Origin of the sequence: Leifsonia sp. 2MCAF36 (assembly GCF_052115525.1) — a bacterium.
In the GTDB taxonomy this organism is placed as follows: Bacteria; Actinomycetota; Actinomycetes; order Actinomycetales; family Microbacteriaceae; genus Leifsonia.
In genome coordinates this window covers 167,768-189,084 of sequence record NZ_JBFRGV010000003.1, presented here as the reverse complement: position 1 = coordinate 189,084, position 21,317 = coordinate 167,768, and the positions used below count along the sequence as shown (strand labels likewise).

The window sequence follows — 21,317 nt, the reverse complement described above, 5'->3', positions numbered from 1 at the left end:
TGGAGCGCCGCGGGCAGCGGCGTGGGAAGGACGGGACATGGCAGCCACGGACGCGGAGACCGACGCGGAGACGGTCGCACGCAAGTACATCCAGGCGGTGGGCGCGCACGATGAGGACCCGCTCGACGACCTGCTCGACGTCGCGCTGGTCGCCGAGTTCGCGGGGTCGACCCTCGACAAGGAAGGCTGGCTGAAGGCGCTGCACCGGCTGCTGCCCGCGCTGGTCCGTAACGAGATCCGAGAGGTGTTCAGTGCCGGCGACCGCGCCTGCGTGGTCTACGACTTCGTCACCGACACGGCGGCCGGCGCGGTGCGCTGCGTCGAACTGCTGACCGTGCGGGAGGGGCGGATCGCGCACATCGAGCTGCTGCTCGACCGCGTCGCGTTCGGGCCGGTGAACGAGGAGCTCGCCCAGCGCGCCGCCTCCTAGCCGCTGCTCCCTCTAGGCTGGTGGGCGTGACTCTGCGACTCTTCGACACGAAGGCGTCCGCCCTGCGCGACTTCGTCCCGCTGCGCGACGGCGAGGTCGGCATGTACGTGTGCGGACCGACCGTCCAGTCGTCGCCGCACATCGGCCACCTGCGCTCGGCCCTGGTGTACGACCAGCTGCGCCGCTGGATGACGTACCGCGGGTTCGACGTCACCCTGGTGCGCAACGTCACCGACATCGACGACAAGATCCTGGTGAACGCCGCGGCCGCACAGGCGGCCGGGGGGAGTGAGGAGTGGTGGGCGCTCGCCTACCGTTTCGAGCTGGAGTTCACCGACGCCTACCGGGCGCTCGGCGTGCAGGCGCCGACCTACGAGCCGCGCGCGACCGCCAGCATCCCGCAGATGCAGGAGCTGATCGAGCGTCTGATCGCAGCGGATCACGCCTACGTGGCCGCCGACGGTTCCGGCGACGTCTACTTCGACGTGAAGAGCTGGCCGTCGTACGGCGAGCTGACCCGGCAGAGCATCGACAACATGGAGGCAGCGGCGGACGCCGACCCGCGCGCGAAGCGCGACCCGCGCGACTTCGCCCTGTGGAAGGGACGCAAGGCCGACGAGCCCGAGTCCGCCGCATTCCCCTCGCCGTGGGGCGACGGCCGGCCAGGATGGCACATCGAGTGCTCCGCGATGTCGCGGCGATACCTGGGACCGCAGTTCGACATCCACGGCGGCGGCCTCGACCTGCGCTTCCCACACCACGAGAACGAGGTTGCCCAGTCGACGGCGGCCGGCGATGCGTTCGCGAACTACTGGGTGCACAACGGGCTGGTGCACGTCAACGGCCAGAAGATGAGCAAGTCGCTCGGCAACTCGGTCTACGCGGCCGACCTGCTCGGTGCCGCACGCCCGCTGGTCGTCCGCTACTACCTCGGCTCGGCGCACTACCGGTCGACCATCGACTTCAACGACGGCTCGCTGGCCGAGGCCGAGGCCGCGCTCGATCGCATCGCGGGCTTCTTCGAGCGCGTCGAGCGGCGCCTCGCCGGCACCCGGTTCGCCGGCCACGGTGTCGAGGTCGTCCCGTACGCCTTCGCCGAGGCGATGGACGACGACCTGGCGGTGCCGCAGGCGCTCGCCGTGCTGCACGACACCGTGCGTTCAGGGAACGCGGCGCTGGATGCGGAAGACTTGGAGGCGGCCGCCACTGCACGCGGGCACGCGCTCGCCATGACGGAGGTGCTGGGCATCAACCCGCTGTCGCCGCAGTGGCGGACCGGCGGCTCGACGGCGGCGGAGTCGGCACTCGGCGAGTTGATCGGCCGGCTGCTGGCCGACCGGCAGGACGCCCGGGCCGCACGAGACTTCGCGGCAGCCGATCGCATCCGCGACGAGCTGACCGCGGCAGGAATAACCATCGAAGACACCCCGACGGGGTCGCATTGGAGCATCGGATCATGAAGAACTCGGGTGGAAAGCCCCGCGCCGGGGCGGTGCGCAAGAGCAAGAAGGGCGCCCAGGTGGGCACCGGCGGTCACGGCCGCAAGGCACTGGAGGGTCGCGGGCCGACCCCGAAGGCGGAGGACAGGGACTACCACCCCGCGGGCAAGGCGAAGGCCCTCCGCGAGCGGGCGGCCGCCAAAGCCGAACTGCGCGGTGGCCGCGACGGCGCCCCTCGTGGTGCGTCGGGTGCTTCGCGTCGCGCCAAGACCGGTGACGAGAGCGAGATCGTGACGGGCCGGAACTCGGTGCTGGAGGCGCTGCGCGCCGCCATCCCCGCGACGACGCTCTACATTGCGGCTCGCGTCGAGTTCGACGACCGGATGAAGGAGATCCTCTCCATCGCGACTCGCCGCAACCTGCCCATGCTGGAAGTCATGCGCCCGGAGCTCGACCGGCTCGCCGGCCGTGACGCGGTGCATCAGGGGGTGGCGCTGAAGGTGCCGCCGTACGAGTACGCCCACCCCGGTGACCTGCTCGACCAGACCATCCGCTCCGGCAAGACGCCGCTGTTCGTCGCCCTCGACGGCATCACCGATCCGCGCAACCTCGGTGCGATCATCCGCTCGACCGCGGCTTTCGGCGGTCAGGGCGTCATCGTCCCGCAGCGCCGATCGGTCGGCATGACCGCGTCCGCCTGGAAGACGTCTGCCGGCGCCGCCGCACGGACGCCCGTCGCGATGGCGTCCAACCTGACGCGAACGCTTCAGGACTTCAAGAAGGCCGGCGTCTTCGTCCTCGGCCTCGACGGCGGAGGGGACACCTCCCTTCCCGGCCTGTCCTTCGCCGACCACCCCGTGGTGATCGTCGTCGGCAGCGAAGGCAAAGGCCTCTCGCGACTGGTGACCGAGACCTGTGACGCCGTGGTGTCCATCCCGATCAGTGCCTCCACCGAGTCGCTCAACGCCGGAATCGCGGCGAGCGTCACGCTCTACGAGATCTCCAAGCTCCGCGCCGAGGCCGGCGGCCGCGTCTGAACGACGCCGTTCGTCACGTCAGCACCTGCGCGAGCAGCGGCGGATGTGACGAACGGGCGCCGACGCGCGGCGCTCAGACCTTCGAGCGCCAGTCGTCCTCGTCCTCGTCGTCGTCCGTCGCGGCTGCGCCCAGCACCGGAATGGCGATGGTCTCCGTCGGCGGGGCGATCACGGTCGCCTCGTCCCGGCGGTGCCGCAGGATGTCGTTGATGTAGGAGGTCAGCGCTTCGGCCAGAGGTACGTCGCGCCCCTCCTTCTGCGACATGAACCAGCGGTGCTCCAGCAGCTGGTGGAAGACCTCGGCCGGCTCCAGCTTGCCCTTCAGGTCGGCGGGGATGGAGCGGATGACCGGCTCGAACACGCGCAGCAGCCACTCGTGCGCCATGGCCTCCTCGTCGAGGCCCTCCTTGCCGAGGGTCGCAGCGTACGAGTCCAGGTCGTTGAGCAGGCGGCGGGCCTGGTTCTCGCCGGTGTCGAGGCCGGTGAGGCGCAACAGGCGGCGCTGGTGGTGCCCGGCGTCCACGACCTTCGGCTGGATGCGCACCTTCGTGCCCTCCTCCGACGTCTTGATCGCCAGCTCCTCGATGTCGAAGCCGAGCTCGTTGAGGCGCTCGACGCGCTCGCTGATGCGCCAGCGCTCGGACGACGAGAACGACTCGCTGCCGGTCAGCTCCTTCCAGAGCGAACGGTAGGCGGCGACGATGCCCTCGGAGAGGCGGATCGGGTCCAGCTCCTCGTCGGCGCGGCCGCCGGCCTCCAGGTCCATCAGCTCGCCCGCGATGTTGACCCGCGCGATCTCCAGGTCGTTCTCGCGCTGGCCGTTCGAGAGGCCGCCCTCGTACAGCTGACCGGTCTCCGCATCCACCAGGTAGGCGGCGAAAGCGCCGGCGTCGCGGCGGAACAGCGTGTTGGACAGCGACACGTCACCCCAGAAGAAGCCGACGATGTGGAGGCGAACCAGCAGCACTGCGAGCGCGTCGACCAAGCGTGTGGCGGTGTCCGGTCGCAGCGTCTGCGAGAAGAGGGCGCGGTAGGGGAGCGAGAATTTCAGGTGGCGGGTGACCAGTGCGGCGTTCAGCGGCGTTCCGTCGTCGTCCGTGCGGTTCTTGATGACCGCGACCGGGTCGACGCACGGCACGTCGTAGCGTTGCAGGGTGCGCAACATGTCGTACTCGCGCTGCGCCATCTCGGCCGTCGTCTCCTTGATCGCGATGACGTACCCGGAGAGGTTGGCGAACCGCACCAGGTGACGGCTGATGCCCTTGGGCAGCAGCGCGATGTGCTGGTTCGACCAGTCCTCCAGGGGGATGTTCCACGGGAGGTCGAGGAGCGCCGGGTCGACGGTCGCTGCGGTGATGTTGACGGATCCGGCCACGATGGTCCTCCGGTCGGTGGTGAGAAAGCACTCTGCCGCAGCCCGATCCGGACTGCGGCAGAGTGAGGAATCGCTCCTTGGCTGATAAGCCTACGGGCTTAGTCGACGACCGCCCCGCCGAGGCGCTCGCCCGACTCCGCGTGGAACGCGTGGACGTGGCCCGGCTTCGGGGTGATGTAGACCGTGTCGCCCGCGTTCGGGTGGACGCGACCGTCGACGCGGCCGACGATGTCGGTGCGCTTGCCGTCGATCTCGGAGTGGCCGTACAGGTAGCCGTCGGCGCCGAGCTCCTCGACGAGGTCGACGGTGACCTTCAGGCCCGTCCCCTCGGTCGACGAGACGACGACGTCCTCCGGACGGACGCCGATGGTGACAGACGAGCCGGCGTTCGCGATGGTCTCGCGCTCGATCGGGACGACCGAGGTGCCGAACTTGACGCCGCCGTCGGTGACGTCGGCCGAGAACAGGTTCATGGCCGGGCTGCCGATGAAGCCGGCGACGAACACGTTGTTCGGCTGTGCGTACAGGTCGCGCGGGGTGCCGACCTGCTGCAGGACGCCATCCTTGAGCACCGCGATGCGGTCGCCCATGGTCAGCGCCTCGGTCTGGTCGTGCGTGACGTAGACGGTGGTGACGCCGAGACGGCGCGTCAGCGAGGCGATCTGCGTACGGGTCTGAACGCGGAGCTTCGCGTCGAGGTTCGACAGCGGCTCGTCCATGAGGAACACCTGGGGCGAACGGACGATCGCGCGGCCCATGGCGACGCGCTGACGCTGACCACCGGAGAGGGCCTTCGGCTTGCGGCCGAGGTACGGCTCCAGGTCGAGCAGCTTGGCGGCCTCGAGGACGCGCTGGGCGCGCTCCTCCTTGCCGACACCGGCGATCTTGAGCGCGAAGCCCATGTTCTCGGCGACGGTCATGTGCGGGTACAGCGCGTAGTTCTGGAAGACCATCGCGATGTCGCGGTCCTTCGGCGGCACATCGGTGACGTTGCGCTCACCGATGAAGATGTTGCCGTCGTTGACCTCTTCGAGGCCCGCGAGCATGCGCAGGGAGGTGGACTTACCGCAACCCGAGGGACCGACGAGAACGAGGAATTCCCCGTCTGCGATCTCCAGGTCGAGTGCGTCCACTGCGGGGCGGGTTGATCCCGGGTAGAGCCGGGTCGCTTTGTCGTAAGTGACTGTCGCCATGTTGTTCGTTTCTCCTTCACCGGCAGGTACGTGCCGGACGATCCGTTGTGAATGGATGAATGTGACGTCGACATCCGATGGCGTCGATGCCACTGGCCATAATATGGCATAGGGGGACCTGCTCTCGACCGGACCGTGAACCGGCTCCGCGAGCGACCCGCCGACGCTGTGCCCGCTGTGGTCGTGCGTCCAGCCACCGTCTGGTCGATTCCCAGACTGCCGGTTTACGCTGTCCCGGTTGTGTGCGTGCGGCAAGTGCGCCACCCGCCGCGTCCCCCGCGCGGCCCGTTCGATCCCGAGAGCCCTACCCGGAAGATATGAGCCAAATGACCGATCCCGACGACAGCCGGCCCGGCGATGTCCGCGCTGCCGCACGGGAGAAAGCTCGCCAGCTCCGCACCTCGCACCAGCGCAAAGAACGCCGTCGCCGCGCCCTCCTCGGTGGAGGCATCACGATCGGGGTCATCGCCGTCCTCGCCATCGTGGCCGTCGTCATCATGAGCGCCATTCGGCCGCCGGTGCCCGGCCCGAAGAACATGGCCAGCGACGGTGTCGTGGTCGGCTCCGGCCTCAAAGTGAAGACCACGATGGCCCTCGCGCCCGACGCCAAGCCGGTCGCCAGCACGCCGGACCCGAAGGCCAGCACGGTCGACATCCGGATCTACGCCGACTATCTGTGCAAGCTGTGCGGAGACTTCCAGCGCACCAACCTGAAGCAGCTGGAACCCCTGGTCAAGAACGGCGCCGTGACGGTGGAGATGCACCCGGTCGCCATCTACACGAGCCACTCGGCAGGCACGAAGTACTCGCTCCGTGCGGCGAATGCTGCCGCCTGTGTCGCCAACTACGACCCGAACGCCTTCTGGAAGTTCAACGCCTCGCTGTTCGAGAAGCAACCGGCCGAGGGCGGGCCCGGACTCAGCGATCAGCTGCTGAAGCAGCGCGTGGAGGCCGCGGGCGCGGAAAGCGCCAGTGAGATCGATTCGTGCATCGACGACGGGCGCTTCAAGAGCTGGGTGACCACGGCAAGCGACCGCGCGCTCAGCGGCCCCATCCCGCACTCGGATGTCCCGAAGATGACGAACGCGCTGCTCGTGCTGGTCAACGGCAAGCCGTACACCGGCTCGCTGACGGACGCGGACGACTTCAAGGCGTTCATCCTGCAGTCGCAGGGCGACGAGTACACCTCGACCGCCACTCCCACGCCGACACCGACACCGGGCGGCTGATCGGCCTGACCGCTGCCCTAGGATGGTGTCGGCGGGCGACCGCCACGCCGGCTTAGCTCAGTTGGTAGAGCACTCGCCTTGTAAGCGAGCGGTCGCGGGTTCGAGTCCCGCAGCCGGCTCGATGTGCCGGGTCTCGTGCGTCACGAAACGACCGGTGCCCTCGTCTCTGAGGGTATGACCCAACAGTTTCCCCTCGTTTCCGAGCCCTCATCGCCTCCGATTGCGGAGCAGGCGCTTGTCGCACCCGAATCCGAACCCGAGTCCGGACCGAAAGGCCGGCTCGAGCTCGACACGGTGGCCGCCGTTTCCGCCTCCCTCGTGGGCGCGACCTCGGTGCTGGTGGCTGCGGTGGGCTTGATCGAGCTCTGCGTCGCCCCGCTGGGAGTGGTGCCGGTGATCGTGGCCGCGGTGGGCTCGGGAGTGCTGGTGACCACGTTGCTGGCCGGCGCGGTCTGGGTCTGGCGCGTGGACCGGAGCGGCCGCGCGGCCTGAAGACGGCGCGCCGCCCGCGGATCGGCTAGGCAGGCTCGCCGGCGTCGTTGCGGTGCCGCAGCTCCTCCTCGAGGCGGCGGATGCGGAGGTCGCGCTCGGCCGCCTCGATCTCGCGTTCGAGAGCGGCGAGTTGCGCCTCCGTGCTGCTGGGACCGCCGTAGGGCGCTTCGGTGCTGGGGGCGCTGTAGGGCGACCGGTTGCGCGCCGCCGGCATGCGCAGCGTGCTCCGGTGCGACGACGACTGCTGGTACTCCCGGCCGACGGCGAACCACAGGATGCTGCCGATGAGCGGCAGCAGGATGACGATGAACACCCACGCCAGCTTCGGCAGGTGACGCACCTGGTCGCCGGGGCGAATGATGATGTCGACGAGCGCGAAGACGAACAGCGCGAAGGTCAGCAGAGGCAGCAGCACCATACGGGCGAGTCTAGGAGAACGCTCAGCCGAAGGACAGGACCTGCTCGCCCCACCCGGCACGAAGGGCTGCGTCGAGGTCGCGCACCGACCGATCCCGGCGGTCGATGACCAGGGTCGAGCGGTCGTCCGGACCGTACACAGCCCATCCCTGGCCAGGCTCACCTCCGTGTGCGAACGCCGTCCACCGTGCCCGGACACTCACGGACACCGCCGTCGCAGCGCGCCGGCCGCCGAGAAGGAACGACGGATCGTGCGGGAGCCCTCCGAACTCGCCCCAGACGTACGGGAGGTCCGTGGCGTGCGCCGCGCCGATCCCGGTGAGCCGGAGCAGCGGTGGAGCGAAGTCGAAACGGTACAGGTAGGTGGGGGCGACGGCAGCGTGTCCCGCGGCCAGCCAGAGCGCGGGCATCCGGAAGGCGATGTCCGTCGCGACGCGCACACTGCGGGTGAGCCGGAGGCCCGAATAGGCGGCCAGCACCCGCTCGCGGGGTGGCAGAACGACGCGGTCGCGCCCGCCGGTTCCCGCCTGCTCGTCGCGCATCGCTGCGAACATACGCTCGAGCGCCGCGCGGCGGATCGGCAGGAGGGGCGACCGCATCAGGCGGAACAGGGTCGCCTCGTCGTGATTGGTCCCGATGATGAGCGGCACGGGCAGCCCGCGGCCCTCGCTGAGTACGCGCAGCGGCGACTCCGGCAGCAGATCGTCGCCGACGCTCGGCGCGAAGGCGAGAGTGCCGGGATGCGTCCGCGGCACCTCGGTGTAGACCGCCGCCCCCGCCTCCACGATCGCATCGACAGGGAGGTCGCGCAGGGCCTGGACGTCGCCAGGAGGGAGGCCCAGGTGGTCCAGGAACCGCCGGGCGACGGCTGCAGACCGCTCGGGCCCGTACATCGACCCGACCGGCGGGCTCTGCGCGATGGCGCGGTGGAACAGCCCCTCGGCTGCCGGCGATGCCAGGAGGGCGGTGACGAGTCCGGCGCCGGCGCTCTGACCGAAGATCGTCACTGACTGGGGGTCGCCGCCGAACGCGTGGATGTTGTCCCGCACCCAGCGCAGCGCGAGCAGCACATCCCGCATCGCGACGTTCGTCTCCGTGCCGGGAACGCCGGCCGCCCCGAGGTCCAGGAACCCCAACGCGCCGAGCCGGTAGTTGAGCGTCACCAGCACGACGTCGCCGTCGGTCACCAGGGCATCGCCGTGGTAGACGAGTTGGCTGGACGAGCCCAGCGCGTACGCGCCGCCGTGCAGCCACACCATGACGGGCCGCGGGCGGCCGGAAGGAGGTGGAGCCGACGGCCGGACGACGTTCAGGAACAGGCAGTCCTCGTCCATCCGCGGGCCGCCGGGCTCGCCGGGTGCCAGCGGAACCGAGGGGTTGGGACGCTGCGGCGCGGCGGGCCCGAACCGCACGGCCTCCGCGACCCCCTGCCAGGGCGTCGCGGCGACCGGTGCGCGCCAGCGGAGCGCGCCCGTCGGAGGGTCGGCGTAGCGGATGCCGCGCCAGATGCTGACGCGGCCGTCGTCGCGGCCGCGGACCGCGCCCGCTGCCGTGACGACGACCGGCCGGCCGTTCACGCTCCCGCGGTCTCCTCCCACTGCATGAAGGGCCGCAGCTCCAACTGACCGTTGCGCGCCATCGGGTGGCGGGCGGCGATGTCGATGGCCTCTTCCAGGCTGTCCACGTCGAGGATGTCGAACCCGCAGATCCACTCCTTCGTCTCGGCGAACGGTCCGTCGGTGACGTAGCGCTTGCCGTCGCGCACGCGCACGATCCGTGACTGGACGGGCGGCTGCAGCACCTCCCCGATGACACGCTTCCCGGTGGAGTCCAGCTCGTCCACCCACAGGTCGACGTCGGAGTCGTCCGGCTCGGTGTCCGGGGTGCTGTCGGTGATCACGAACATCATGTACTTCATCGTTTTTGTCCTCTCGATAGCGAACGCTTCACCGGGGCGTCGAACGGGATGGCCGCTGCTCGACATTCTGGCCCGAGACGGCCCGAGACCGCGCGTTTTCAGCGGATCGCCAGGAGAACGAGGGGGGAGGTTAGTGTAGCCTTACCTTAGTCCAGCATGCCGTCCATCCCGACCCGGAATACCGCCGTGACCACCGTCGCCCCGCCCCGCATCGAGCGCCAGAGGCCCGCCTACCGGCCCTACCGGGCGACCGTCGCAGAGGTCAGGAGGCTCAGCCCGCACTTCACCCGTGTCACCTTCCGCTGCGACGACTTCGAGCACTTCGGCACCGAATGCCTCGACCAGCGCATCAAACTGCTGTTCCCTCTGGCCGACGGGAGCTTGTCCGACCTCGGATTCGACGACCACGAGGCGCAGCTGGCCGGCGACTGGTACCAGCGCTGGCGCGCGCTGCCCGAGGACCGGCGCAACCCGTTCCGCACGTACACGGTGCGGGCGATCGACCCGGACCGGTGCCGCCTCGACGTCGACTTCGTGGCGCACGGTGACGGTGGGCCGGACGGCGGGCCGGCTTCCCGCTGGCTGCTCACCGTCCGGGCGGGCGACCGGCTGGTCGTGATCGGGCCGGACGCGCGCAGCCCCCACCGCGGGGTCGGCATCGACTGGCGCCCGGGCAACGCACATGAACTCCTGCTCGCGGGCGATGAGACCGCGGCCCCGGCCATCGCATCCATCCTCGAGGCCCTCCCGCCCGGCCGCCGGGCGCGCGCCTTCATCGAGATCCCGTCGAAAGACGATGTCCTGCCGTTGCGCCTGCCGGACGACGTCAGCGTCACCTGGCTCGCGCGCCACGACGACGCAGGCACCGGCACAGCGCTCATCCCGGCCGTCCAGCGCTGGCTGGACGCCAATCCGCGGGTCGTGACTACCGCGGCCGTCTCCGGAGAGCAGAGCCTCGACGAGGTGGATGTCGACCACGACATCCTCTGGGAGAGCCCGGAGGATGCGCACGCCGGCTTCTACGCCTGGATCGCGGGGGAGTCGGCGGCGGTCAAGACGTTGCGCCGGATGCTCGTGCGCGACTACGGGATCGATCGCTCGCAGGTCGCCTTCATGGGCTACTGGCGGCGGGGTCGTGCCGAGAACTGAGCGGGAGCGCGCCCGTTCTAGTGGTCTTCGCGCTCGACCCCACGATAGACGTCGGGGTAGTCGTCGAGCCAGCTCCAGTGACTCACCGGCCAGCTGACAACGAAGGCCTTGCCCACCACATCGGACAGCGGCACGAAGCCCTTGCCCGGGTCGTCCATGTGGTACCGCGAGTCGGCCGAGTTGTAGCGGTTGTCGCCCATCACCCAGACTGTGCCCCGCGGCACGGTGACGTCGAACGACTTCTCCGAGACGGTCTGCACCCCCGCCGGCAGCAGCACGTACGGCTCCTTCAGCGGGACGCCGTTGACACTCATCTGCCCGAGCGCGTTGCAGCAGCTGATGCGATCGCCCGGCAGCCCGATGAGTCGCTTGACGAGGTGCTGGTCGGAGTCGGAGGCCCCGAGCCCCACGAAGTCGAGGACCGCGCCGACGCCCTGCTGGACGGCGTTGCCGGTCTGCGGCGGGGCCGGTGGCAGCCATCCACCCGGGTCCTTGAAGACGACGACGTCGCCGCGCTGCAGGCCGAACACCTTCGGCTGGAGCTCGTTGACGATGATCCGGTCGTTGATCTGGAGGGTGTTCTCCATCGACCCCGACGGGATGTAGAACGAACGTGCGACGAACGTCTTGATGAGGAACGAGACCAGGACGGCGACGACGAAGATGACCACCACATCGCGAAGGAGCGTCTTCCAGCTGGACGTACGCCGGGCGGAGCGGCGCGAGCTCGCGGCGGTGGTACTTTCGGTCACAGTCTCACACCGTAACGTGCCGAGGCTGTGAGCCGCATCACACCCTTGGCTCGTGTCTTGTTCTGCGTGGCCCGCGGTGAGAGCATCTCACTACGGGCCTGCGGCGCCAGCCGCCGGTCCGATGCCATCATGCGGACAGCTTTCGAGGTGCCACGGAAAGCGACGCGGTTCGGGGGACCGCGCCTCCTCCACACCTGTGCCGTCGTCGCGCTGGTGACCGGGGGCATCCTGGCGTTCCCGACGGTGGCGTCCGCCGACGACTGCAGTGCGACGTGTACCCCCGCGCCGACGCAGGGTGCGACCGAGCGGCCGAGTCCTGACCCGACAGGGACCCCGGACCCGACGTCCACGCCGACGCCGACTCCGACTCCGACGCCGACTCCGACGCCGACTCCGACTCCGACGCCGACGCCGACGCCCAGTCTGACTCCGACGCCCACTCCGACACCGACCCCCACACCTACACCGACGCCTACGCCGACCACCGACTCCGGGACCGCGCCGGTGCCGACCGACGACATCACGCTCAGCGCCCCCGACCTCCCCTCGTTCGACCAGGTGGACCCGTCCGAGCTGGAGCAGACGGTGCAGCTGGCCAGCGACCTGGCGGCCGCCCAGCAGCAGCTCGTCGACGCCACCCAACAGTCCGAGGACGCCCAGCGCGAGCACGACCGCGCGCAGGCGGCTGCCGACGCCATCCAGAAGCAGGCGGACACAGCGCAGAAGCAGGCGACCGAGGCCGCGGCGGTCGTGACCGCGCTTCTCCGCACGACCGGCACGCACTTCCTGACACAGGATCCGGTCAGCGCGGCACTGCACGGCTCCGGCGACCTGCTGACCCAGCTCGGGGCCGCCGACCGTTTGGCGACGCTTTCGGCGCACCGCGACGCGGCCATCCGCGCCGCGACCAGCGAGAAGAAGACGGCGTACAAGCTGGCCGAGCAGGCGAAGAGCGCGGTGGATGCGGTGAGCGCCATCGATCTGGAGGGCAGCCAGCAGGCGGTCGCCGACGCCCAGGCCCAGGTGGATGCGGCCTCCACCGCTCTCGCTGCCGCTCCGACCGTGATCGAGGCGGGGTCGGGCTGGCAGGTGCTGACCTCCGACCCGAAGCTCGTGGCCGGTGGCTGGGCGCTGCCGGTGCACGGCGGTCTCACCGACGTGTTCGGCCCGCGTCCGTCCCGGCCGCTCGGTACGGACCCGTTCCACCCCGGCGACGACATCGGCGCCGCCTGCGGCACCACGATGTACGCGGCCGCGGCCGGAACCGTGGTGCGTGCTGGCCCGTTCAGCGGATACGGCAACTACATCCTCATCGATCACGGAGGCGGCGTGGAGACCGCCTACGGGCACATCCGTGACGGCGGCATCGGCGTGACGGTCGGCCAGCAGGTGGCTGCCGGCCAGCCGATCGCCCAGGTCGGTTCGACGGGTCTGTCGACCGGCTGCCACCTCCATTTCGAGGTCCACGTCAACGGCCTGCAGATCGACCCGCAGCCGTTCATGGCGGCGCGCGGTGTCGTCCTCGGCACCCGCTGAGGATTCCGTGCGAACCCCTGCGCGCGATCGTGGGAGCGGGCGTACGGTTCAGACATGACCGAACTCACCGAGCTGGTCGGAACCTGGATGCGGCGCCAGCGCTGGTACTCGACGAAGAACGTCGAGCCGCGCCTGCGCCTGCTCGCCTCATTCGACGCCGAACCGTCCGACGCCGACGTCCGCATCGTCACCCACTTCTTCTGCGACGACGCGCCGCGCACGCCGCGGATGTATCAGGTGCCGGTGGTCGCGCGTCCCGAACGCGACGGGGACGAGGCGGCGTTCATCGGCGAGGCCGGCGGCCGGTACCTGTACGACGGCCCGACCGAGGAGTCGTACGTCGCCGCTCTCGTGCAGCTGATGACCGGCCAGGACCGTGCCGAGGGACGTGAGGCGCACGCGCAAGGCCACACCCTGGGTGAGCGGCTCGCGCTGCGCTCGTCGCGCAGGCTGACGGGGGAGCAGTCCAACACCTCCATCGTCGGCGAGCTCGAGGATGGCCGGCGTGCGCTCATCAAGGTCTTCCGTGTGGTGCAGGACGGTGAGAACCCGGACGTCTCCACCCTCGCCGCGCTGACCGCGGCGGGGTCGCGGCGGACACCGTCGCTGCTCGGCTGGCTGACCGGCCGGTGGCCGACCGCGGACGGCGGCACCGCCTCCGGCGAGCTGGCGCTGATGCAGGACTTCGTTCCGGGCGCCGAGGACGGCTGGGAGCTCGCGGTGAGCGCTGCGGAGCGCGGCGAGGACTTCACGGACCGCGCCCACCAGCTGGGATCGGGGACCGCCGAGCTGCACCGGCTGCTGGCGAAGGCGCTGCCCACCGCCCCGGCCTCGAAAGAGGATGTGGCGCTCGCCCTCGACGGCATGTTCCGGCGGCTGACCGTCACCACCACGGAGGTTCCGGAGGTCGAGGAGCTTCGCGCCGGGATCGCCGCCGTGTACGAGGAAGCGGCCGCAGCGCCGCTGCCGCTGCTGCAGCGCATCCACGGCGACCTGCACCTCGGCCAGGTGCTGTTCTCGCCGGAGCGCGGCTGGCAGTTCATCGACTTCGAGGGCGAACCGCTGCGACCGCTCGCGGAGCGCGCCCTGCCCGACGCGACCATGCGCGACGTCGCCGGGATGCTGCGTTCGTTCGACTATGTGGCGGGCTCGCTGGCACGCCGCGAGACGCCGGTGGACGCGAGCGCCTGGGCCGCGGACGCGCGGAAGGCGTACCTCGAGGGCTATGCGTCGGTGGCCGGCACGGAGACGGATGACTTCCGTCAGCTGCTCGACGCCTTCGAGCTGGACAAGGCGGTCTACGAGATCGCCTACGAGGCGCGGCACCGCCCGGCGTGGATCCCCATCCCGCTGGCGGCCGTGCAGCGGCTGCTGGCGACGCGGGTCGGCTGACATTCCACTTCGCACTGGAGACGCCTGACGGCCAGTCGCTGAGAAACTGAGCGAAGTTTTTTCGCTCAACCGCGTCACGGGTAGACGATTCGTTCGTCTTACCTATCGTGGGTAGTTTTCATAACAGGTTCACTCGTTCCATTCACCTTGCGGCGCTGTGCGCGGCGGGCGTCGCGTTCGCTCTGCTGAGCATCCTCGCGTCCGCCGCGCCGTCGCTCGCAACCGTCAGGGTCGCGGCGTCGTGCTCGGCGACGAGTGACCTGAGCGCCTGCGACGCCGATCACGACACCGTCCCCGATGCGGTGGAGCGGGTGGTGTGCGGAAGCGCGACCTGTTCGACGGGCCGGGAAGACCGCGACTCCGACGGGATGCCCGACTGGGTCGAGGTGACGGCGTGCGGGTCGGTGACCTGCGCATCGCCTGCCGAAGACTCGGTGGGCGACGGCGTCCCTGACTTCGCGCGAAAGATTGTGTGCGGTTCGGCGACGTGTTCGACGGGCAACACGGATGTCAACGTGAATGGCGTCCCGAACTGGGCATCTGTCGTCATCTGCGGCACGGCGAGCTGCAGTACAGGTCACGAGGACTATGATGCGGACGGCGTCTCGGACGCCCTTCAACTGGCCGCGTGCGTCAAGCCTCGCGACGCTCTGGCCAGCACCGGTGCCACGATCGCGATCGGCCTGATCGCCGCACTGGCAGCCGCGTTGATCGCGGCAGGAGTGCTCTTGGCACGCAAGCGACATCTGTTCTCGGCGGCGCTCGCCGGGGCGGACGCCTGATGCGGGGCTACTGGGTGCGGGGCGCTGTCGCCGCCGTCACAGTCGGCTCGCTGATAGCGGTCGGCACTGTAACACCGGCGGAGGCCTCTCCGTTCGAAATCGCTCGTCGGACGGCGGCGGCGACGTTGGCCGAGGTACGTGCGGCCGCCACCGTGCAGGATGTCGGAGTCACTGCCCAGACGGAGGCGCCTTCGCCGGCGGCTGAGGGCACAGTGCGGCCGAATACGTCCGCGACGGTGGTGGCAGACGCAGTGGGCGCGAAGGTGACGTTCTCCGGCAACGAGGTGGCCGCGGACCTCAGCGTCGCCGTGGGCGAAGCTCCGAAGGATGCCGCAGAATCGGCGCAAGCGGAGCAACCGGGCGCGGGTGAGCCTGTGTCCGAACCGGTGCAGATCACCGCAAAGGACTCGTCCGGAAAGCCGCATACTCAGTTCCCGGCCAAGCGGACGCACACCCGCGGTGGCGGGAAGAAGGGCCCGGTTGTCTCCGATGTGATTCCCGGTGTGGCGCTGAGCGTGAAGCCAGACCTGGACAAGGTGAGGCAGAGGGGGCTCGACGCGAAGTCCCTGAAGATCTACACCCGCGAGAGAGAGGGTGAGCCCTGGGTCGCGTTGCCCTCGTACTTCAACGCGAAGTCCGGTCTGGTCGAGGGCGAGTCCACCCACTTGTCACAGTTCGTCGTGATCGGCACGAAGTTCGTTCCACCGCCGGGACCTGTGATCGTTCTCGACCCGGACGACGACGAAGGCCGCGTATCGACGCCGGCTCCGCCGGTGACCGAACTCGCCTACAACATCCGGATGGCCCAGCTTGTCGCGGGCCTTTTGCAGCAGGACTGCCGCGCCGTCGTGCAAATCACCCGCCAGGACCCCGCGATGCCGTATGTAAGCCGATCGGTTCGTGCCGGGATAGCGGCGAACCAGAACCCCGTGGCGACCCTCGGCATCGGGTTCAACACGTTGAATGGGGTCGCGTGGGGCGGCTCTGACCCTTCGACAGGCGGTTCGCAGTCCTATTCGCGCGGCAGTGCGGCGGATGATGCGCTGTCCGATTCTCTGGTGGGGAACCTGCCCGTGTATACCGGGCGGCCGGCGAAGAACCTGGGCAACAACGGCAACTTCCCCGGCCCTGACTTCGACGGTGTGCCGGGTGCACTCGTGCACCTGGAGCCCCTCTTCATGGACAACCACTACGACCGGGCGGTGATGGACGATGCCGTCGGCTTTCAGAAGACCGGAGAGGGGATACTGACCGGCCTGGGGAAGTGGCTGGAAACGCAAGGGTTCGACTGTACGGACCCTGTCACCGGTGGCTGGCCGTCGCCGCCTTCCGCAGCCGACCTCGCGCGGTGGCGCGCGCTCGGACTGCAGAGCTACCTCACGTACGGCGGCGAGCCGTTCTCCTTCTCGACGGGCAACCTGGTGGAGCAGGAGAAATTGTTCAGCCTCCCGGGCCTGGGTGGTTCATCGACGGACCTCACCCTGTTCTACAACTCCCAGGACGGGCGGCTTTCGCGGGTGGGCGCGGGTTGGTCTTTCGGCCTGGGAGCACGTGCGCAACGCTTCAGTGACGGGAGCGTGATGGTGGTGCGCGGTGACGGCGCGAGTTTCGTGTTCACCGCGGACGGCAATGGAGGCTTCGTCTCCGACCCGACCCTGCATCAGACGCTCTCCGAACAGTCGGGCGGGCGGCTCGTACTCACGGATGTGTCGGGTGAATCGTGGGTGTTCGATGCCGGCGACATCGAGGGCATCGGCGAGCTTCTGCTACACACGGATGCCAACGGCAACGCCACGTCGCTGACCTACGGTCCGGCGGACGAGAACTCTCAGCAGTTCGTCCCCCTGACCTCCATCACCGCACCCGGCGGTCAGGTGATCCAGGTGCAGTCGGACAGCGTCGGCCGGGTCGTGGGTTTCACGCGACCCGGAGGCGATACCTGGCGGCTGTCGTATGACGGCGCGGGCGACCTGAGTACAGTGACCCTTCCCGACGGACGCACCCACACGTTCAGCTACGACGGGTCACACCAACTGCTGACCGCGACGGATGCCACGGGCGCTCAGTACTTGAAGAACGAATACGACAGCCAGGGCCGAATCGTGAAGCAATGGGATGCTGTCGGCAAACTGCGTTCGCTCGACTACTCGACGCCAGGGCAGACCACCTACACGGACACCCTCGGCCGGAAGAGCGTCTACCACTACGACTCGGCCTATCGCATCACCAAGGTGCAGCACGCGGACGGCACCACAGCGACTTTCAGCTTCGACGCTCAGAACAACGTCACCAGTTCGACCGACGAGAACAAGCGAACAACCGCGTACACCTATGACGGCTCGGGAAACATCCTCACCGAGACGTCGCCCAGTGGCTCTGTCGCGAAGTACACGTACACGCCGAGCGGGAGGCTGGCGACCAAGACCGATGCTGGTGGCGCCAAGGGTCGGCCGCGAACGTGGGCGTACGCGTACGACGGCTCCGGTCGTCTGACGGTCACGCACCAGCCCGACGGGACGACCGTCACCAACCGGTATGACAGTACGGGCACTCTGATAGCGAGCGTGCGGCCGTCCGGGGCGACGACCACCTACCAGCATGACGGGGCCGGAAACATCACCGTCGCTACCGACGCGACGGGCGCAAAGACGAGGTACTCGTACGACAGCGCCGGGCGCATCACGGCGGTAACCGACCCGAACGGGCACACAACGTCGTACGGCTGGGACAATGGCGATCGTCTGGTCAGAATCACCGACCCCGAGGGCAACGTGTCGGCGTACGGCTATGAGCCGAACGACCACGTCTCGCAGGTGACCGACCCGACGGGGGCCGTCACAAAGTACAGTTGGGACGCTTTGTTCCACCTCACCCAGGCGGTCAACGCCATCGGGGGAGTCACCAGCTTCGCTTTCGACAGCGAGGACTCTGTGACAGGGCAAACAAATCCGCTGGGTGCTCAGACGGCATACGTCACGGACGAGCAGAACCGGGTGGTCGAGGTCACCGACGCCAACGGCGGTGTGTCTAAGCGCACGTACGACGGTGTCGGACACCTCACCAGCGCCACGTCCCCGGCCGGCAGGACGACCACATACGAGTACGGCAAGACGGGCGAGCTCATTCGGCAGGTCGACCCGACCGGTGCGGTCACAAGGTTCGGCTACGACAGCGTCGGGCGGTTGGTCAAGCTGACCGATCCGGACGGAGTGGCTACCCGGTTCTCCTACGACGTCATGGACCGGGTGACACGGGTGACGGATGGGTTGGGCAAGCACAAGGACTACGGCTACGACGTCGACGGCAACCTGACCGCGGTGACCGACCGCGGCACGGCAGTTACCACGTACACGTACGACGCCGCCGGCCGCCTGACCTCGACCACCTCGCCGCTGCAGGAAACCACCGCCTTCAGCTACGACGCTGCAGGCAACGTGGTCTCGCGCACGGACCCGCTCGGGCGCGTCAGCAGCGCTACGTACACCTCCACGGGCCACCTCCGCTCCATCACCGACCCCGAAGGCAACACCACCACGTACGACTACGATGCCGCCGGGCGTCGCATCAAGGTGACGGACGCAAACGGGCACACCACTGCGTTCGCGTTCGACGGGGACGGACGGCAGACGTCCACCATCGACGCTCTGGGCGCAAGCACGACCTACGGGTACGACCCTGCGGGTCAACAGACGTCGTTGATGAGCCCGAACGGCAATGAGACGGTGTACGACTACGACCCGGTCGGGCGCCTCAGGCGGGTGATCGAGGGGTTCAAGGCCGCGGCCGCGGCCGATCCGTCCACCAACGTCACTACGCGCTACGGCTACGACAAGGACGGTAATCGAAGGCAGGTCACCGACCCCAACGGCCACACCACAACGTACGAGGTCGATGCAGCGGGGCGGACGACTCGCGAGGTCGATCCGCTCGGCCACGCCTCGAGCACGACCTACACTCCGGCCGGCCGCATCGCGTCGACGGTCACCGGGACCGGTGCCACCACTGCCTACAGGTACGACAACCGAGGCGACCTGATCCGGCGGGATGCCGCCGGCGCGATTGCAACGTTCGAGTACGACCCGGAACAGCGCCTCATCGCGATGACCGATTCCGGTGGTGTCACTGGCTTCGTCTATGACGCGGCCGGACGGGTCCAGACGCAGATCGATCAGCAGGGTGGCCGGTTGAAGACCGGCTACGACAAGGCCGGCCAGACCACCTCCATTACCCTGCCGAGCGGGCAGCAACTGGCATACACCTACGATCTGGCCGGAAAGGTCACCTCGCAGGCCTCTCCCTGGGGCTCGTTGGCCTACGTCTGGGATGCCGTCGGCAATCTGGCTGAGCAGTCCCGCTCGACAGGGGTCACCTCCACATACCAGCACGACGCCGACGACCGGATCACCGCGATATCGCACTCGACGCCACGGTCGCCTTCGTCGCCTCCGACTGCAACGCCCACACCCGTGCCGTATGCGGCCGGGGACGCTGCGGCGGCCGACTGCACGAGCGTGGCCGGGTACCTCGGTGCCCGCGCCAGCACCAAGACGGACGCGCCGCTGTGCGAGCGGACGGCACCGTACTTGAGCGGCCGAAACATCCCGGTGCCCGCCAACCCTGTGCCGGACGGGGGCGCCCTGAAGTACCAGTACGGCTATGACGGCGACGGTAACGTAACGGCGGCAAGTCGCACGATGACCGATACTCCAGACGCGCTGACGACGACGGGCCAAGCGCCGACTCCCACCCCGAAGGCGAGGGTCACCAAGACCGCAATCACCTATGCCTACGACGCGCTGGACCGCCTCAGTTCCTCTGCGACGAGTGCGGGCGAGAAGAACGCGTACGGCTACGATCCGGCGGGAAACCGTGTGAGCTGGTCGAGGTCCGGGGCACGCGACGGCGATTTCACGCAGCAGGCCTCATTCAACGACGCTGATCAGTTGACCCGCTCCGAGACCTCTGATCGGGGCCGTGGCGTCTCCGCCGGAATCGCGATCTACGGCTATGACGACGCCGGCGACCGGACGACTCAGACCATCAGCGGCACATCGACTCAGTTCGCGTACAACCCCGCAGGCCAGACCACGCAGATCAACCGCGACGGCCGAACGACGGCCTACGGGTACGACGCATTGGGCCGCAACACCACCACGACCGACACGACGGGCTACGGCTCGACCACGACACACACCGCGTTCGACGGTTCGAGCCCGGCTCAGACGACCGCTGAAGCGGGAACGTCGACGCTGGTCCGTGACGCGCTGGGCAACCTGGTCGAGCACGTCAGCCAGAACGGGGAGGCCACCTGGGACCTCCTGGACCGCCTCGGTTCCACGATCGCCGGAGCACAGGGCTCCTCCATCACACAGTTGTCGAGCTACGACGACTGGGGCGCTCAGCAGTTCGAGACGCCGGGATGGTCAGCCCCCGAGAACTACACCGGCGAGCAGACCGACCCAACGCAAGGCCTGAACCACTACGCCGCTCGCGCCTACGACCCCGCCGCGGCCGCCTGGACCACCCCGGACCCGTGGCGAGGAACGGCCGACCAACCGCAATCGCAGAACCGCTACGGTTACGGCTGGAACAACCCCACCAGCAACGTCGATGTGGATGGCAACCTGTGTGCTCGTGTCAACCCAACCTCCGACGCGCTCCCCACCGGCTGCGTAGGTACCCCGGTCCAGGCCCACAACGCCGTCACGCCGCCCGCCCCACCGCAACCCCAGCCCCCGCAAGACAAGCCCAAGAACCCGCCAAGCCCGAAAGCCACCGGGCCGAATAGCCAAAGCAACGTCCAAGACCGCCACGACGACATCGACTGGGCCTTGGTGGCGAATGTTTTCGGCATCGTTTCCGGTGTGGCTGGGTTCTTGATCTGGGCGCCTCCGCCGTTCGGGGAGATATTTATCGCGATCGCCGGCGCAGCGGGGTTGGTCAGCACAGCTATCGCGTGTATGCAAGCCGGCAAGACGAACAAGCGAAGCGACTGGGCAAATTGCATCGTAGGAGCGTTGCTGACCCTTATACCGTTCGTCCCTCAGGCTGTGAAGGCGTGGGTGCGAAATTGGGCGCTTGACGCGGTCAATGGAGCAATGTCGGCTCTTGGAATCGTCGGCAGTGGATATTCCACGGCTGTTAGTGGCGGCGGGCTGGTCAGTGGGAATGGGTAG

16 protein-coding genes and 1 tRNA gene are annotated in these 21,317 nt (G+C 68.7%); 11 read left to right on the top strand and 6 right to left on the bottom strand.

Going from position 1 to position 21,317, the window contains the following annotated elements; translation table 11 throughout:
* The first annotated feature begins 37 nt into the window (after positions 1–37).
* The 3 genes from AB4079_RS06205 to rlmB are packed head-to-tail and all read left to right on the top strand — an operon-like array spanning position 38 to position 2,906.
* A complete protein-coding gene (locus tag AB4079_RS06205) occupies positions 38–430 on the top strand; it encodes a nuclear transport factor 2 family protein (RefSeq protein WP_441786420.1) in 393 nt (130 codons plus the stop codon).
* A gap of 26 nt (positions 431–456) precedes the next feature.
* Positions 457–1,890, top strand: coding sequence for a cysteine--tRNA ligase (cysS, locus tag AB4079_RS06200; RefSeq protein ID WP_441786419.1), 1,434 nt, complete (start codon positions 457–459; stop codon positions 1,888–1,890).
* The gene (gene rlmB, locus AB4079_RS06195) at positions 1,887–2,906 is read left to right on the top strand and encodes a 23S rRNA (guanosine(2251)-2'-O)-methyltransferase RlmB (protein ID WP_441786418.1); all 1,020 of its coding nucleotides are present in this window, start codon (positions 1,887–1,889) and stop codon (positions 2,904–2,906) included. Before cysS ends, rlmB begins: the two co-directional genes overlap by 4 nt.
* Before the next feature lie 73 nt (positions 2,907–2,979).
* Here the strand turns inward: rlmB and AB4079_RS06190 are convergent, their stop codons facing one another.
* Positions 2,980–4,281, bottom strand: coding sequence for a DUF4032 domain-containing protein (locus tag AB4079_RS06190; RefSeq protein WP_441786417.1), 1,302 nt, complete (start codon positions 4,279–4,281; stop codon positions 2,980–2,982).
* Between the two features lie 98 nt (positions 4,282–4,379).
* Positions 4,380–5,474, bottom strand: coding sequence for an ABC transporter ATP-binding protein (locus AB4079_RS06185; protein ID WP_441786416.1), 1,095 nt, complete (start codon positions 5,472–5,474; stop codon positions 4,380–4,382).
* 326 nt (positions 5,475–5,800) lie between these two features.
* Between AB4079_RS06185 and AB4079_RS06180 the strand changes: the two genes are divergently transcribed.
* From AB4079_RS06180 to AB4079_RS06170, 3 genes are all read left to right on the top strand, one after another.
* On the top strand, positions 5,801–6,703 hold the full coding sequence (locus AB4079_RS06180) for a DsbA family protein (RefSeq protein ID WP_441786415.1): 903 nt from the start codon (positions 5,801–5,803) through the stop codon (positions 6,701–6,703).
* 46 nt (positions 6,704–6,749) lie between these two features.
* Positions 6,750–6,822: transfer RNA gene (locus AB4079_RS06175), tRNA-Thr, on the top strand.
* A gap of 55 nt (positions 6,823–6,877) precedes the next feature.
* Complete coding sequence (locus tag AB4079_RS06170; RefSeq protein ID WP_441786414.1) at positions 6,878–7,195, top strand: hypothetical protein; 318 nt, start codon at positions 6,878–6,880, stop codon at positions 7,193–7,195.
* Between the two features lie 25 nt (positions 7,196–7,220).
* Here the strand turns inward: AB4079_RS06170 and AB4079_RS06165 are convergent, their stop codons facing one another.
* From AB4079_RS06165 to AB4079_RS06155, 3 genes are read right to left on the bottom strand one after another with little or no spacing between them, the layout of a single operon-like run.
* A complete protein-coding gene (locus tag AB4079_RS06165) occupies positions 7,221–7,613 on the bottom strand; it encodes a PLD nuclease N-terminal domain-containing protein (protein ID WP_441786413.1) in 393 nt (130 codons plus the stop codon).
* Between the two features lie 22 nt (positions 7,614–7,635).
* Positions 7,636–9,189 (bottom strand): carboxylesterase/lipase family protein, encoded by a 1,554-nt coding sequence (locus tag AB4079_RS06160; RefSeq protein ID WP_441786412.1) that lies wholly within the window; start codon positions 9,187–9,189, stop codon positions 7,636–7,638.
* Entirely contained in the window at positions 9,186–9,530 is a 345-nt protein-coding gene (locus tag AB4079_RS06155) for a YciI family protein (protein WP_441786411.1), read from the bottom strand. The genes AB4079_RS06160 and AB4079_RS06155 overlap by 4 nt, the downstream gene beginning before the upstream one ends.
* Before the next feature lie 186 nt (positions 9,531–9,716).
* Here AB4079_RS06155 and AB4079_RS06150 point away from each other — a divergent pair, with 186 nt between their 5' ends.
* The gene (locus AB4079_RS06150) at positions 9,717–10,679 is read left to right on the top strand and encodes a siderophore-interacting protein (RefSeq protein ID WP_441786410.1); all 963 of its coding nucleotides are present in this window, start codon (positions 9,717–9,719) and stop codon (positions 10,677–10,679) included.
* 17 nt (positions 10,680–10,696) lie between these two features.
* Here the strand turns inward: AB4079_RS06150 and lepB are convergent, their stop codons facing one another.
* Positions 10,697–11,431, bottom strand: a complete 735-nt coding sequence (gene lepB, locus AB4079_RS06145) for a signal peptidase I (protein WP_441786409.1) — start codon at positions 11,429–11,431, stop codon at positions 10,697–10,699.
* Between the two features lie 129 nt (positions 11,432–11,560).
* Between lepB and AB4079_RS06140 the strand changes: the two genes are divergently transcribed.
* The 4 genes from AB4079_RS06140 (at position 11,561) to AB4079_RS06125 (ending at position 21,317) form a co-directional block, all read left to right on the top strand.
* Complete coding sequence (locus AB4079_RS06140) at positions 11,561–12,967, top strand: peptidoglycan DD-metalloendopeptidase family protein (protein ID WP_441786408.1); 1,407 nt, start codon at positions 11,561–11,563, stop codon at positions 12,965–12,967.
* 54 nt (positions 12,968–13,021) lie between these two features.
* Complete coding sequence (locus AB4079_RS06135) at positions 13,022–14,359, top strand: maltokinase N-terminal cap-like domain-containing protein (RefSeq protein WP_441786407.1); 1,338 nt, start codon at positions 13,022–13,024, stop codon at positions 14,357–14,359.
* Between the two features lie 107 nt (positions 14,360–14,466).
* Positions 14,467–15,141, top strand: a complete 675-nt coding sequence (locus AB4079_RS06130) for a hypothetical protein (RefSeq protein ID WP_441786406.1) — start codon at positions 14,467–14,469, stop codon at positions 15,139–15,141.
* A gap of 236 nt (positions 15,142–15,377) precedes the next feature.
* Positions 15,378–21,317: an RHS repeat-associated core domain-containing protein gene (locus AB4079_RS06125; RefSeq protein ID WP_441786405.1), complete on the top strand. Its 5,940-nt coding sequence runs from the start codon at positions 15,378–15,380 to the stop codon at positions 21,315–21,317.

Bases quoted from the DNA above. Each gene is read 5' to 3' on its own strand.
- AB4079_RS06205 (WP_441786420.1), top strand. From the start codon at position 38: ATGGCAGCCACGGACGCGGAGACCGACGCGGAGACGGTCGCACGCAAG.
- rlmB (WP_441786418.1), top strand. From the start codon at position 1,887: ATGAAGAACTCGGGTGGAAAGCCCCGCGCCGGGGCGGTGCGCAAGAGC.
- AB4079_RS06185 (WP_441786416.1), bottom strand. From the start codon at position 5,474: ATGGCGACAGTCACTTACGACAAAGCGACCCGGCTCTACCCGGGATCA.
- AB4079_RS06180 (WP_441786415.1), top strand. From the start codon at position 5,801: ATGACCGATCCCGACGACAGCCGGCCCGGCGATGTCCGCGCTGCCGCA.
- AB4079_RS06170 (WP_441786414.1), top strand. From the start codon at position 6,878: ATGACCCAACAGTTTCCCCTCGTTTCCGAGCCCTCATCGCCTCCGATT.
- AB4079_RS06165 (WP_441786413.1), bottom strand. From the start codon at position 7,613: ATGGTGCTGCTGCCTCTGCTGACCTTCGCGCTGTTCGTCTTCGCGCTC.
- AB4079_RS06155 (WP_441786411.1), bottom strand. From the start codon at position 9,530: ATGAAGTACATGATGTTCGTGATCACCGACAGCACCCCGGACACCGAG.
- AB4079_RS06140 (WP_441786408.1), top strand. From the start codon at position 11,561: ATGCGGACAGCTTTCGAGGTGCCACGGAAAGCGACGCGGTTCGGGGGA.
- AB4079_RS06135 (WP_441786407.1), top strand. From the start codon at position 13,022: ATGACCGAACTCACCGAGCTGGTCGGAACCTGGATGCGGCGCCAGCGC.